Origin of the sequence: Paenibacillus wynnii (assembly GCF_000757885.1) — a bacterium.
Lineage (GTDB): Bacteria > Bacillota > Bacilli > Paenibacillales > Paenibacillaceae > Paenibacillus_AQ > Paenibacillus_AQ wynnii.
In genome coordinates this window covers 1,814,102-1,829,043 of the sequence record NZ_JQCR01000002.1, presented here as the reverse complement: position 1 = coordinate 1,829,043, position 14,942 = coordinate 1,814,102, and the positions used below count along the sequence as shown (strand labels likewise).

11 protein-coding genes and 1 tRNA gene are annotated in these 14,942 nt (G+C 43.3%); 9 read left to right on the top strand and 3 right to left on the bottom strand.

The genetic code is table 11. The annotated features are described in order from the left end of the window. Positions 1 to 376: 376 nt before the first annotated feature. The 3 genes from PWYN_RS10670 (at position 377) to PWYN_RS10660 (ending at position 3,551) form a co-directional block, all read left to right on the top strand. Positions 377 to 847, top strand: coding sequence for a helix-turn-helix domain-containing protein (locus tag PWYN_RS10670; RefSeq protein ID WP_205622742.1), 471 nt, complete (start codon positions 377 to 379; stop codon positions 845 to 847). 330 nt (positions 848 to 1,177) lie between these two features. Then, a complete protein-coding gene (locus PWYN_RS10665) occupies positions 1,178 to 2,278 on the top strand; it encodes a serine hydrolase domain-containing protein (protein ID WP_036651254.1) in 1,101 nt (366 codons plus the stop codon). A gap of 376 nt (positions 2,279 to 2,654) precedes the next feature. After that, positions 2,655 to 3,551, top strand: coding sequence for an alpha/beta hydrolase (locus PWYN_RS10660; RefSeq protein WP_052087891.1), 897 nt, complete (start codon positions 2,655 to 2,657; stop codon positions 3,549 to 3,551). Between the two features lie 153 nt (positions 3,552 to 3,704). Here PWYN_RS10660 and PWYN_RS10655 read toward each other — a convergent pair whose 3' ends face one another. Continuing rightward, complete coding sequence (locus PWYN_RS10655; RefSeq protein ID WP_036651251.1) at positions 3,705 to 4,502, bottom strand: MBL fold metallo-hydrolase; 798 nt, start codon at positions 4,500 to 4,502, stop codon at positions 3,705 to 3,707. A 218-nt stretch (positions 4,503 to 4,720) separates the two neighbouring features. Between PWYN_RS10655 and PWYN_RS10650 the strand changes: the two genes are divergently transcribed. Beyond that, positions 4,721 to 5,626 (top strand): helix-turn-helix domain-containing protein, encoded by a 906-nt coding sequence (locus PWYN_RS10650; RefSeq protein ID WP_036651248.1) that lies wholly within the window; start codon positions 4,721 to 4,723, stop codon positions 5,624 to 5,626. 13 nt (positions 5,627 to 5,639) lie between these two features. On the opposite strand, the gene PWYN_RS10645 is transcribed toward PWYN_RS10650, so the two are convergent. Beyond that, a complete protein-coding gene (locus PWYN_RS10645; protein WP_036651244.1) occupies positions 5,640 to 6,452 on the bottom strand; it encodes a WYL domain-containing protein in 813 nt (270 codons plus the stop codon). After that, positions 6,427 to 7,752 carry a helix-turn-helix transcriptional regulator gene (locus PWYN_RS10640; protein ID WP_036651241.1) on the bottom strand — a complete coding sequence of 442 codons (1,326 nt, stop codon included), beginning with the start codon at positions 7,750 to 7,752 and terminating at the stop codon, positions 6,427 to 6,429. The genes PWYN_RS10645 and PWYN_RS10640 overlap by 26 nt, the downstream gene beginning before the upstream one ends. A gap of 183 nt (positions 7,753 to 7,935) precedes the next feature. Between PWYN_RS10640 and PWYN_RS29215 the strand changes: the two genes are divergently transcribed. The 5 genes from PWYN_RS29215 to PWYN_RS10620 all read left to right on the top strand — a co-directional run bounded on the left by PWYN_RS29215 (position 7,936) and on the right by PWYN_RS10620 (position 14,511). Then, positions 7,936 to 8,005: transfer RNA gene (locus PWYN_RS29215), tRNA-Ser, on the top strand. A gap of 332 nt (positions 8,006 to 8,337) precedes the next feature. After that, positions 8,338 to 9,837, top strand: coding sequence for a TROVE domain-containing protein (locus PWYN_RS10635; RefSeq protein WP_036651238.1), 1,500 nt, complete (start codon positions 8,338 to 8,340; stop codon positions 9,835 to 9,837). 2 nt (positions 9,838 to 9,839) lie between these two features. Then, positions 9,840 to 10,631: a nucleotidyltransferase domain-containing protein gene (locus PWYN_RS10630; RefSeq protein ID WP_036651233.1), complete on the top strand. Its 792-nt coding sequence runs from the start codon at positions 9,840 to 9,842 to the stop codon at positions 10,629 to 10,631. 25 nt (positions 10,632 to 10,656) lie between these two features. Next, the gene (locus PWYN_RS10625) at positions 10,657 to 11,922 is read left to right on the top strand and encodes a methyltransferase domain-containing protein (RefSeq protein ID WP_036651230.1); all 1,266 of its coding nucleotides are present in this window, start codon (positions 10,657 to 10,659) and stop codon (positions 11,920 to 11,922) included. Between the two features lie 3 nt (positions 11,923 to 11,925). Then, positions 11,926 to 14,511, top strand: coding sequence for a metallophosphoesterase (locus tag PWYN_RS10620; RefSeq protein WP_036651227.1), 2,586 nt, complete (start codon positions 11,926 to 11,928; stop codon positions 14,509 to 14,511). Positions 14,512 to 14,942: the final 431 nt, after the last annotated feature.

Genomic DNA, 14,942 nt, shown 5'->3' with positions numbered 1-14,942 from the left:
GGCTGGTGAATGCGCTGAAATATGGCGAAACGAACACAGATATAAATAAGACCTCTTCGAAAGTGTTCCCTGATAAGATCGTTAAACTATTCACCAGTGCCAAAACCATTTTGGAATATTGTAGACGTATTATAGACGAAAGAATTTTACTAGCGGGATTTCCTGCAATGTCGTAGACGAGTTGTCTACAATGAAGTTAAACCTAATTTGATCAACACTAATAAGTCGCTAGTACTTTTCTCCTGAAAAACCCGCATTCCGGTTGCAGCTGTTATTTAGAAGTTTATTTTAATGAAAATGTATTGAACTTTTTAAAATAAGGTAATATATTATCTATATAAGTAATGTGTTACGTAAAATTAAAGGAGGTAATGTGTTGAATAAAATGGATTTGATGAAGGACGAGAAATTTGTCTTTGGATCAATACAAATAGTAGCGAATAAAAAAGAGACTTTACTAGAAAGGGAACTTAAAGAATTTGACATAACGTTTAAACAATGGTTCTTGACGGTTGTCATAGAAAACACATTTGATACCCCCCCAACCTTAAAAGAAACAGCTAAGGCAATGGGAAGTTCTCACCAAAATGTAAAGCAAATAGCTTTAAAACTTGAACAAAAGGGATTTATTTTCCTAGAAAAGGATAAAAAGGATTCTAGGGTTAAAAGAATAAGACTGACGGAGGAGAGATATAAGTTTTCAGAAATGATACAAGTAAAAGCTGCAACCTTTACAGCGGCTCTATTTATGGGTATTGAGGAGGATGAAATGTCAAAGGCAAGAGTTGTGCTTCATAGAATGATGTCTAATCTAGCAAAAATGGAACAACGTGAACAGGAGGATTGATTAAACGAATGGAAACAATTAGAGTGAGTTGTTATGAGAAAAAGAATAATTATATATAATGTTGTTATTGTTGTTACTTATGCAGGAAACTTTGAATTGTTCCCGGTAAGCGCTGAGGTTGCCGTGTCGATAAAAGCACATCAAATTTCTTGAATTTGACCTTATTAAGCATGATAACGAAAAGGATGCAGCAGCTGAAGCAGTTCTTGACGAGGTTGTAAAAGCTAGGTCATTGCATGTAGATGCTGTTTTCGCTGCTACCTGTTAATAGAAAAGTAATTTTAAAGGCAATTGAAAATGCATGTGAAATACAGGATTAGGGGGATAGTAATGAAAAAGCGCATATGGAACATTAAGAAAATACTGATTGTTATCTTAATAATAGTTTTAGTTATTGCTGCTGGATTTGGTGGTTATTGTGCTTATGGTTTATATAAAATCAATAAACTATCAAGCATGACATTTGAAGAAATGCTTAAACATACAACAAAAGATAATAAAGATGCGGTCATCACAGTAGGAGTTATACAGAACGACCAAATGATATACAACGTTTATGGTGAGAATGGCACTATATTATCCCCAGAAGAGCATATATATGAAATTGGATCTGTTACAAAAACATTTACGACATCATTGCTTTGTAAAGCAATAAGTGAAGGCAGAATTAACCTCGATGATTCTATTGACGAGTATTTAAATCTTCCAAAAAAGGATTATTATCCAACAATTCGAAGATTAGTGACGCACACGTCTGGATATAAAGGATACTATTTTGAAAAGCCTATGATATCTAACTTTTTGCATAGAGAAAACGATTTTAATGGAATATCTGAGGAATTGCTGATTAAAAGACTCGAAAAAATTGATATGGATGATTCTGATTATTCATATAAGTATTCTAACTTTGGCATGGCAACCGTAGGAGCTGTGCTTGAACAAATATATGGTGAGGACTTTACGAAATTGTTGAATGATTATATTATAGAAGACTTTAGACTTACAAATACAAAAATTTCAGATGGTTCTGGTGATTTGAAGAATTATTGGGCATGGTCTGAATCAGATGCATATATGCCAGCTGGTGCAATATTATCTAACATTACTGATATGATGCAGTATGTTCAGATACATATGCTTGAAAGACCAGAATATTTATCTATGGCACATGAAGCATTGGCTGAAGTAAAGGCTTCATCTGCAAGTTATAGAAAAATGGGAATACATATAGATGCTGTTGGTGCTGGCTGGATGATTGATAATGAAAATAATATTATTTGGCATAATGGTGGAACAGGGAATTATAACAGCTATGTTGGATTTGATAAGGAAAATCAAATTGCTGTAGTGATATTATCAAATTTGTCGCCAAGTTATAGAATTCCGGCAACTGTCATGGGAATTGAAATTCTGACTTCTTTACAAAAGTGATTATTGAATATAATCCGGTAGATGAGATCTACGATGTGTTACTTGCCCACCCATTCGTTGAGGCTCATTTGAATACTGTTTCCCGGTAGGCTTATTGCCACATAAACAAGAGAACCCTCAGTTCCAGTGAACTGAGGGTTCAAGTCATTCGAAATAACTAGCTTGCCCCAATTCTCATCTGTATAATTCGAGGGCCGGACATTATTCCAATCCTTTTGCCAGCCTGCGATTGTGGATTTGCTGAGCCACGTAATGTTGCGGATTTGCAGGGAATCGCTGTAGATCTGCTATGCACATCCAATCCATTTCAAGTTACATTAGGTAGGAGGGAAATCACCCCTTACTTAAGCGGTTAATAGACGAATGGAGGCATTTTATGAAATGGAGAAAGATGTTGTTTGTGCTCGTTGCCTTGCTGCTGCTTGTGCAGCAAATCGTAGTAGCAGCACCGTACGGAGGAAAGGATGCTTCAACCACGATGAAGGCAACCTTCTACAGTGAATCTCTTGAGAAAAACATGAACGTAAACGTGTATTTACCCCCTGGGTACGACAAAAATACCCAATACCCAGTACTGTATGCGCTGCACGCGTATCCATTCGATGAAGATCATTGGTTCAAAGCATTGAAATTAACCGAGAAAGCCGATCAATTAATCTCTACCGGTAAAATAGAGCCTATAATCATCATATCCCCGAAATTTGACAACAGCTGGGGAATCAATACAGCGAAAAAGGCGGGTATTTGGAATGGTAATCCAGAAGATCCGAAAGCATGGCATGAGGGGTTGTATGAGAGTTATCTTACCCAAGATTTAATCCATTATGTGGATACGCACTTTAGTACAATACCATCCAGAAAAGGACGTTATATCGGCGGTGCGTCGATGGGGGGCTTTGCTGCTCTGCACATAGCCTTCCGCAACCCTCAATTATTTAGTAAAGTAGGTGGACACGCTCCTGCATTATTTCTTGGTAATAAAATGTGGAAGCCACTTCAAGATGAGATCTTCCCGACCGATGAGTTAAGAAAGGAACGCGATCCGATTTATTTGGCCGAGAGCCAAAGCTTAGCTAAGCTAGAGATTTACATCGACGTTGGTGATCAGGATGATTTCCAAATCCCAGCGAAGAAGCTGAATGAAGTACTGAGCCAAAAGAAAACGAAATCGTATGAATTCCATTTGATCAAAGGCGGACATCACGATGATGCTTATTGGAGCAGCCAGGCTGAACAATATTTATTGTTCTACGGTGATACCGACCGGAAATAGAGTTTAATAGTAACGATGTGTGAAGAAGCTTCCAAAACCCACTAATTAATGGAGGGGATGGAGGCTTCTCTGCATAAAAAGAGTTTCTATATGGAACAAAAAAAGACAACCCTGAAAATAAATCAGAAGTCGTCTTTCTCCAGTACATTTTCCTTATTTAGCATTCATTTGAGACAGTGCTACAAACTGTTTTTTCATATCCTTCGTCACAACCAATTCATCCAACTTGATTGTTTCGATACCTTGGGGTACTTCTTTCAGAATCTGATCTATTGTCGGCTCACCATAGAATATTGCTTCAGGATGGTTACTGAAATGTTGTGGAATTAAGACCTTTACGTTCAGATCATATAGGTATTGAAAAATATCGCCATTATCCAACGTTTGCGGACCGTATTCTCCCGTATATGTCAGCACAACATCCGCATCCTTTACGGCCTCCAGTGCCTCTGGGGACTCTATCTTATCCGTCTCCCCCATGTGTACGATTTTCAAATCACCATAGCGAAATACGAATATTTCATTCTCTCCTAAAGTGGATACATGTTTGGAGGGAAACCCAGTTACTTCTACATCACCGACTTTAAGGGGCTCTTTCATCATAGCGGGGACAATGGTTGTGGGTTTTCCCTTAAGCTGCTTCATATCCGGAGTATGATCCTCATGGTAATGAGAGACGGTGTAGGCATCCACCTCCATATCAGGGGCTGGACCAAAGAATGCTTCTAATTTCGCCGGGTATGGATCGGTCAAGATGGTTGTTCCATCAGGAAATGTCAAATAGAAGCAGGAATTTCCCACGTATTTGATAGTCATGGAACCATTCTTGGCGGGTTCCAAGTTAGGCTTATCAGTTGTTGTGTCCGTTTTCGAACATGCCCCCAACAGAGTACAACACATAACTATAGTAAGGAATACAGCCGCTCTTTTAGTTCTTGCTTCAAGCTTCATAGTATGACTCCCCTCAAACGATTTATGTTACAGGGGCATCATACCTGATCTGGTTTGCAGCGAGAATGGTGTATCCGCAACAGTTGTTTGCTTTTATACAAGTTGGCATGTACATTCGAATGGCTGTAGGTATATCATACAAACCAAAGGTGTTATAAAATGGATTTAAAAATGTCTTACAATGGCCAACTGAGGTGAATGCTGTGGAGTTTATAACAATGGGTAGAGAAGTACATCCGGGATACCGCCTGCCTCTATATTTCACTGAAAATGAATTTAGTATAGAAGATACTCAGACTTATGGCAGATGGAGCTTTGTGCTAATCGAGAAGGGATCAGGCATCCTATCCTGCGGAGGATTGCAAACACCTTTTACTTCGCCTGTGATCGTGTGTATCAATGAACATGAATATGTGAAGATTGTCGTATCCTCGGATATCTCCATGAAATCAGTTTATTTTGATCCATTAGTTGTGAATAGCAAATTCAACTTCGAGAATGTCCACTATCCTCACCCTAATTTCTCTGACACGGAAGAGCAGGACCTTTACCTACTGCAGCCATTCGTTAGGAGGAGTCTGGAATATCCCCGCATATTCACAATAGATACTGCAAATGCGCAACATATCTCTAAGCTCTTGTGGCAAATGAACCACACGCTTGTGGCCCAAAGCGACTTTAATTGGCCCTGTCGCTCCCGCTCGCTCTTACTGGAAGTGCTTATTCTCCTCTCGAAGCTGATCGATCAGGAGAAAAGTCTAACGGAGGAGAAGGATGCTGATAAATGGGATAGGGTAAACGATATTTTGATTTATTTACATACCCACTATTCGAACAAAATATCGCTGAATGAATTAAGCCGAATGTTTCATGTTAACCGGACCACCTTGAACCATCAGTTCTCCCAGCTCACCAATTTGTCTGTCATTGACTATTTGATCAAGTACCGTGTGCAAATAGCCGCCACATTACTGAGAGATACCTTGCTTCCGATCTCGGAGATTATGGAGCGCGTCGGCTTTCACAACACCACTCATTTTTGGAGAATGTTTAAAAAGCATACCGAACTCTCTCCCTCCAGCTACCGGAAACAAAACTGCTGGATGTACGCTTCAGGTGAATAGATTCCTAAAAGGCTTAATCTGCAACCGAATCATCAGCATAACGAGCCAGCGCCCTTGAAGCCGATTCTAGCATGCGCCTCTTAAGGTGCTCGCCCTCAACAATTTTTACTCGCAGCCCAAGGAAACGGATTTTTGACAACAGAAACTCGCTTTCATTTCTCATGTAGATGACTTTGATTCGGTAGATGCCTGAGTCTTCATCAAAGGTCACTGACTTGTCAAAACAGGAGAAGGCGTAAAGAATTCGTGACAGCTCAGCATTAAAGGCCGGTATGACTTGAATCCATGCGGTTTCTTTCCATTCCTCCAACAAGCGCTCTAACGTTACCTTCAAAGCTGCAACCCGATCGGTAGGCAGAATGGTTTCTTCGACCGATACGATGTTTTTGAGTTTAGTAGACATGAGGGAATGATGGCGGGTATTGTACCATATCAGATACCACTCTCTCTTAAACATGTTGTATTCCAGCTTGTGGGGGAATCCGGACTGATTGGGTTTAACTTCTCCATGCTTATTGCAATAAGAAAAAAGGATTCCATGATCCTGCATAATTATTCGGCGGAGCGTGCGAAGTATTGGATGATAGACTTGCCGCTCCCGAGCTTTGGCTTTCTCTATAATGATGTCACGAACCTCTGTGGACGATTCAGAATTCAATAAGGAGTTCAACTTAGTCAAGGTATCCGGTGTAAAGGCTTCAGTGGAAGCCGGGTGCATCAGCATCGTTTTCAGCCATGAGCGCTCCTGAGAGGTCAGAGCCAATGAACCCATCTCGTCGAGGCGGGAAATGATTTGAAAGTTAAATATTTTCTCGAATGGATTCATAATAGCTCTGGATCTCCTTCCATTCCGCAATAAATTGCTTACGAAGCCAAGGGGGTTCTAATACCTCACAGCTCGAACCGAAGCTCCGTAACCAAGGTTTAATTTCGTAAATTCCGTTCACCATAATCTCGTAAAGGAAGGTAGAATCCGAGTTCTCCGTAATGATTCCCCACTGTCCCTGCGCCTCCACCCGCTCCCGAATAAAATTAGCATTGGATCGACCGGGGTTATAAAATCTAGCGACCACTTTTATCTTACGAGTGGTATCTGTAACCCAACTGGTTCTCATTTGTTCTTCTACACTGCTTAGTTTCTGGGCAAACTCTTCCTCTTCCACGGCGTCGCCTTCCTCAATCTGAGTAAGTCCCTCCATACGGAATTTCATGATTCCCATACGTGAATGATGTCCGATTAAATACCATCGCCCGTATTGATGGTCATAGACGACTCGGATCGGGAGAACCGTTTCTGTAACACCTTTGGTTTCCCGCTCAAAGAGGGGATTTGTGTTCTGAGAAGCGTAATTCTTACCCTTTTTAGGAGAAAGATAAAGAAAGTTTAGCTTTTTTCGTTGCTGAATCGCTCCAAATATGGTGTAGAGATGCGCCTCGTCAAGTATACGTGAATGGTAATTATACTTGTATCGATGGGTTTCCGCAGCCTCTGGATGATAGCCCCGCTTACGTAAAACCTTCTTTAAGGTGTCGCGCAACAGGTAACCTTGCACGGATGGAGTCTGCGTATTGGCGATGACATCAACATAGTCGTAAAGATCCAAGAGCTCATCGTCGGATAATTGGTCAATGAGATCGTTAGCAGCCCTGTACCGGTATGGACGCCCCTCGTTAACGCGCAAAATAACGCCAACCTCCTCGAGGTATTTCAAATCCCCCCGGACGGTCTTTTCATCTGGCTGCGGGCCATCAGCTGGCATTTGTTCACTGCAGACATCCTGTAGATCTTTAGCGGTTAGCTCCTGCGTTTGTAGTGCTGTTAATAATATCGAAAGCCTAATACTTTCCGTTTCTTTAAGTGATTTTGCACGGAACAAGAAGAGGAGAAGTGGATCGGCAGATTCATAGTAGTTATAGCGGAGCCAATCGGAGAGTTCGCTTCCTTGCTCTGCAGGGAGGCCTTGTTGCAGAATACTTACCATTCCCTTGAGATTACGCAGCGTTTTGTCATACGTATGTACAGAAATGCCGAGGCGATCGGCGAATTGTTGTCTGCTGTAGGCGCCCCCAGCTAAAGCCAGCATGCGAAGAAATTGAATCTCCTTATCGAAACTTTCCCGAGCCATTTGCATTCCTCCAGCATGTAGAGAATCCTTTAGAAATTATAGTTCTTATTATATCAAGCGACCCAGTTGAAGAAAATGGAAGTTTTTTTGTTCCCGCCATACTTCCGCCCTGTTCGTCTGGGTAAGGATGAGCGAAGATAGATCCATGAAGCTGAGTTCAATACGGATGAGGCAGTTGATCCTGTTGAGGCGCATGGAAGGGTTACTTCGACTTTTAATCGGCTTGTCGTTGGTTCGAGTCCAACTCTCACCGCAGGGTGAGGTAGCTCAGAAGGTAGAGCAGCACGTTCCTTTCCGAACCTTTTCCTCAACATAACATCAACAATCATATTTTTTAAAGTGCGAGGCGCCAGAGAGGGCTACTTCGTCAAAAAGGACGGTAATGAGCGTATATACGCTGTACCGATGCCTTCTCTAACTTTTTCCTGGCACCATTATAATTGAATACCGGCGAGGCGCCGGGGAGGGTTTCTTCGCTACTGATGCGCAACAAAGATTTACCCGGGCTTTATGGCAGGTTCGAGTCCTGCAGTGAACCTTCCCTGCTTTTTCTTCGCCGGTTTTTAAATCTAGGAGGTTATAACCATGAGCTTTGCTAAAAAATTATTCTCAACCCTACGGCCAACTACATCAAATAAAGAGGGTTACCCCTCCTACACCCGCTCTGCTGAGGAGCAATATATACAGACTCTGGTAACCAACACATTGGGCAACACTTTCTACGCGGATCAACGCCAGCTTTTGGCGGAAGCGGAAGAGATACACCGGGAAATGGCGCAAGTCAACCCGCTGTTTATGGCAAAAGCCATTGTCTATGCGCGTAATGAAGGCTATATGCGCTTGCAGCCTTTGTTCGGATTGGCTATTCTGTCGGCTTATCGTCCAGACTTGTTTTCGCAGATCTTCTTGAATGTCGTACGAATCCCTTCTGATTTGACGGATTTCCTTACGATCTTGAAGGGCTTGGGTCGCGGCGAAGGTGGGCGTGCGGTGAAACGGCAAGTGAATCGTTTTCTGGCAGGTATATCCGAGTACTGGGCAATTAAGTACAACGGCCGAGGTCGCGGATACAGCTTGGGCGATGCGATTGCAACGGCCCACCCGAAACCTGCCGATCTTAAGCAGCAAGCGTTATATCGTTATTTGATCGGCCAAGAGACTAACCTGTCTTTGCTTCCACAAGTGGAGGCGCTGGAGCAGTTGAAACGTGCGGGTTCCGAAGCGGAACAATTAATGTGGATCGAAGCGGGGAAATTACCGCATGAAGTGGTAACAGGAGCGGTTAAACCCACAAAGGCGGTGTGGGAGGCGCTTCTGCATCAAATGCCGATATTTGCGCTGCTTCGCCACTTGAACGCCCTTGATAGAGCAGGTGTTTTCGAGGATCGCTACAATCTGGCGATTGCAGTAGAACGCTTAACAGATCAGCGGGCATTGAAAAAGTCGAAGATTTTACCTTTCCGATTCGCTGCAGCATTTCGGCAGGTACAACATCCTGTACTGCAGGACGCCCTGCGGGATGCAGCCGAATATACGTTTGATAATTTGCCGGATCTGGAGGATCAGACGGCCATCTTTCTGGACATTTCAGGCTCAATGAATGGAGAGTATTTGCAGATTGGATCGGTGTTTGCTTTGGCCCTGTACAAGAAAACGCAAGGAAACTCCCTGTTCTGGTTGTTTGATACAGAGGTAGAGGATGCCAGACCGTCCCGTCGAGACAGTATTTTATCCCAAGCTGACCGAATTCAAGCCCGCGGCGGCACGGATACAGGGGCGCCCGTGCGGAAGCTGCTCAATGAGCGGCGTAAGGTCGACCAGATCGTCATGATCACGGACGAACAGCAGAACCACGGCAGCCCTTTTTATGAAGCCTTACAAAAATACCGCTCGAAGGTAAACCCTAATGTGAAAGCGTATATTATCGATATTGCCCCTTACCGCAATGCGATGGTTCCGCAGCCAGACCGCAATACCTTTTATATCTATGGATGGAGTGATACCGTACTCAGCTACATTGCGCAGTCAGCAAAGGGTTATGGTTCGATGGTAGAGAAGATTGAAATGATGGACCTGGAGGGATGATGATGGATCCTATAAATAAGGTTATCCGTGAACAGCTAGACCGGATTGAACAAGAGGAGCAAGTTACTATATTGTATGCCTGTGAATCAGGCAGCCGGGCGTGGGGATTCCCGTCGCAGGATAGCGATTACGATGTACGGTTCATTTATGTTCAAAAACCGGAATGGTATTTATCCATTTTTGATAAGCGAGATGTCATTGAACGACCTATTAACGATAGTCTTGATATCAACGGCTGGGATTTGCGAAAAGCATTAAATTTATTCCGCAAGTCTAATCCTCCGTTACTGGAATGGCTGCAATCGCCCATTCAATATAAAGAGAAATTCAGTGTAGCCGAGAAACTTAGAGGGATTTCACCGTACACCTTTTCACCAAAGTCTTGTATGTATCATTATTTGAACATGGCTAAGGGCAACTACCGTGACTACTTGCAGGGCGAGCAGGTCAAGATCAAGAAATACTTTTATGTGCTTCGTCCCGTTCTGGCCTGCGAGTGGATTAACCGTTATGAAGAGATGGCACCGATGGCGTTCGATGTACTGGTGGATCGGCTTATTCCAAAGGATGAAGAGTTATGGGAAGTCATACAGCAGTTACTGTCACGAAAAAAAGCCGGTGAAGAGATGGACTACGAGCCACGACTATCTGCTATCAATACTTACTTAGAAGAGCGGTTTGTTGTGTTGGATGAGGCAGCAGCGTCCTTAAGTGCTAAGGATGACAAACGGGATGATCAGTTGGATGCCTTGTTTCGGGAAGCTTTGCAGGAAGTATGGGGACTGACCCTGTAGAAAGATTGATGGGAGGAAGAGGGCATTGGCTATTGTACAACTGAAATCTACGAATCCAAGCTTCACTTTTTTAATTAAAAAAAATCCAGTGACAGGAATGCAGCTTCGTCCGGTTCGTCAAGGGTTGGCTTACGGATGGTATTCGGATGACGCAACTTATAACGTATATTTCAAGGATGCGGATAACGATATATCCTACAAGCAGAATGACGGCGAGAATTTTGAATACCTAAATGTATCCCGATTTAATACACCCCAATTTGCGCTTAATGCGGTGAATGAGTTTTTCTCTACACCCTTTAAGGCTCAGGACGATCGGGACGAGGAAGGGTATGAGCACTCCTTTTTTATCAACTTGGTTCATGTGGAGCGGGTACATTATATCAGGTTTTTCGAACAGCACTTGAAAGACTATACCTTTTCCTTGCAGCATCAGGCACATAAAAGCTATTCGCTGACTATTACCACTCATAAAAGCTTGTATCACCTCTTGCATGTTGTGAGTGTATTGTGCTTGTTCTTGTCCATGTTTGGAGATGAGTACATCGACATTTCGGATGCCATTTTGGATAAATATATTCGAAGTCTTAACGTGATTGATGCACCCTTTTATATACGGAGTCTATTTGCGAGGAATTTCCTGACCTCCAGAGAACGGTTTAAGAAATATAAGGCATACATTGAACAAACGGAGCGCTATTCTATCGGGCTAGAATATGGGAGTACCGCAATACAGCGGCGTAGTTTCATATCAAGTATGCTTCCATTTAATAAGCCGATCTTGGATATTGGGTGCGGCGAAGGATTCTATGCCATTCCGTATGCTGCAAAAATAGACAGTACCTATTACGCCGTGGATGTAGCTGAGGAGCTGCTGGAGGTCGTGAATCGGAAAGCAAAAGCTAAGGAAATTGATAACCTTGTTACTTCTCATTCTCTGGATCATTTTCTGGAATCGTACAATGGGGAGCAGGTTGATGTGATTTTAACGGAAGTTATCGAGCACATGAGTGAGGGGGAAGCCGCGAAGCTCGTCCAGCAAGTGTGCAGCCATGTTGATTTCGAACAATTTATTGTAACGACGCCGAATGCTGATTTTAACCATTACTATGAGCTGGAAGGATTCCGGCATGAAGATCACAAGTGGGAAATGGGGCAGGAAACGTTCCAGCAATGGTTTGCGGATACGGTCCAAGGTCTGGCGGTAGAGTTCGAGTATGTGATGGTTGGTGACCGGGTTGATGAGATCCGTACGACACAATGCGCCGTTGTGCGAAGAAAGGGGGATTAGACAGTGGAAATTCAAACCCGTGTACATACGATATTTATGCTCGTAGGGGCTACGGAATGCGGGAAGTCGACTTTTGCAAAAGAAGTGCTGATTCCACAGCTGAAATTTGAGGATGCCTCCAGGGGCTTGCGGATGAATGTGCAGTATTTGTCCTCAGATGGAATCCGGCAGGCAATACTGGGCTATGACTACGATAAGTATGATCAGGTGATGCTGGAGTCGAGCTCGCAGGCCTTTCAACTGTTGTTTGAGCGGCTGAAGCTGGTCACCTCTTTTCCCATTAATGCAGAGTTTGTGGTGATGGATACCATTGGACTCTCTGAAGATTACCGTAATAAGGTTCGCGAGATCGCTCAAATAAATCATTACAATCTAGAGGTTATTCTGTTTGATTACCGCAAACGGGAGGATTACTACAACTCGGAACGGTCGAAGAAACTGATCTCGAATCATCTGAATCGGCTGAGAAAAGACGTTCTGCCTGTTCTGTCACGGGAAGGGTATGGCAAAATTTATAAGGTACGCGCTAAGGATTTCTACCTGCCAGAAGAAGGGCAACCTAATGCGGACTATCGGGTGGTGGTTCAAGATGTAGAGAATTATGTAGCCGCGATACTTCCGCAAGAACAAGAGTATATTGTAGTTGGAGATGTGCACGAGTGTGTTCAGGAGTTGCAGGGACTGCTGCGTGATTATGGATACCGGATGGACGAAGGTAAGTTGACCGCAACGGATAAGCTCAGCAACACGAAAATCATTCTTGCCGGGGACTGGATTGATAAAGGTAAGCAAACACGCGGGACGATTGAGTTCCTATATGAAAACCGTGAGCATTTCCTCTTTGTTATGGGCAATCATGAGAACTTTGTCTACAAGTACGTAAGGGGAGAGATTCAAGGTACGGATCCTGAACTGCTGCGAACGTACTTTGATTCGACTCAAGTGCTTAAGGAGGATTCCACGCTTTTTAGTAAATTTTCAGTGTTGGTGGAGATGTCTAAGCCGTTTTACCGTTATGTTGGCATGCAAGGACCTTCATTTTATGTAACGCACGCTCCATGCCGTAATAAATATATTGGCAAGCTGGATACGAATTCGTTGCGGCACCAACGTAACTTTCGGATGGATCGTGAGGCTGTCTTTGAGGAACAACTTGATTTTCTTCAGCAAGAGGCTGTGGCTAATCACCCTTTTCATCTGTTCGGGCATATTGCGGCCAAGCAGACTTTTCGGATCAAGAATAAAATCCACCTCGACACGGGAAGTGCGCATGGGAATATGCTGACTGCTGTTCGGATATCGTTTAAACCTTTTTACAAAAATTATAAGTCACAAGTTGCTACGGTGCAGGAAGAACTTCCGATCCTGTTCCGGGAAGAGAAAACTGTATCCTTGCAGGATCTGGATGTTGAGGCTGTGCGCAGACTGCAATATTGCTCGAAAAATCGGGTCAATTTCATCTCCGGGACGATGTCACCGGCGGATAAGGATGAGGCTGCCGGAGAACTAGAGTCGCTTAGAAAAGGTCTGGATTATTTTGCTGAACGCGGCGTATCAGAAGTTGTGCTGCAGCCCAAATATATGGGGTCACGCTGTAATGTGTACCTTTATCGGGAGATAGAGCAGTGCTATTCGGTTAGTCGAAATGGTTATAAGGTTAAGGCTGTCGATTTGACTCCCATCTACGAGCAATTGCTTCACAAATTTGGAACCTATATGGCTGAACAAGGGTTAAGTGTGCTCCTTCTGGATGGGGAACTTTTGCCCTGGAAAGCGCTTGGAGACGGGTTAATTGAGCGTCAGTTCCGACCGATTGGAAAGGCGTTGGAGACAGAGCTTGAATTTTTAAGACAAAATGGCTTTGAGGAGGCACTTGGTAAGCTTGTTCAGGAGTTTGAAGAAAGCGGCTTTGAAAAGGATCAGCACCATTTGTCGAAAGAGGCGCTTAGCAACAACTATGGATCTCATGTGTATCAAAATTTCAAGCATGTCCGAGGGATCAGAGAATCGTATGTAGACCTTGACCAACGTGATGAAGCTTACCTTGTATACAAGCAGCAATTGGAATGGTATGCGGGTGATGCGGAATTAGCATACAAGCCATTTACAATTCTCAAGGAAGTGCTAGAGAATGGTGAAGAACGATTCCCTGCCGGCACAACCTCCGAGCAATACCGTTTCTTAAATGACGACGAATGTTTGGTTCTCGACTTGAAAGAGGCCGATGCATACATCAGGGCCGAGGAGTATTTTTCAAGGTTAACGGTGGAGAATCATATGGAGGGCATTGTTATTAAACCGGAGCAAGAGCAGCGGGGTGTGGTCCCTTACTTGAAGGTCCGTAATCCCGGCTACCTGTCGATAATCTACGGATACGATTACAAGTTTCCACATAAGTATGGAAAGCTGATGAAGCAGAAGAATATCCTCCCCAAACTGCGCACTTCTGCAAATGAGCACCGGCTGGGCAAGCGAATGCTTGAAGTGAGGCTGAACGACATTGCACCTGAGAACGACACCTACAAGCAAATCGCGGCAAACCTGCTGTTCGAGGTTGCTAAAGAGAAAGAGATTGACCCAAGGTTGTAGAGGGATTTAGTATTGTGATCCAAAAAGGATTGACAGGGTTATCAACAGTGTAAGCTTGGCTCTATATGGAGTATCAGTGAAGACACCTTAACGGGTGTCTTTTTTGTTGACTTCTCGTTCGGTTTTGGCAAAATGTATGTACAGTTATAATGTTATATAGTTAAAAAATGGAACGTTATTTTGCTGTTGAGTTTATAGTAGATATTGCAAAAGGCGAGTGTTCCTTTGAACAGATTACGAGTATTCTTCAGGAGCATTCAGTACAAAAATAAGTTTTGCTCCGTCCAAATTTAAGTGAGCGGCAACAGCATCACGGCGACGGCGGATTGTGGATTTGCCAAGCCACCGTTCCGCTCCATATGGAGAAGAAAAGACACCTTAATGGGTGTCTTTTTCACGTATTTCTTATGATCTCATCAGTTTAGATACAC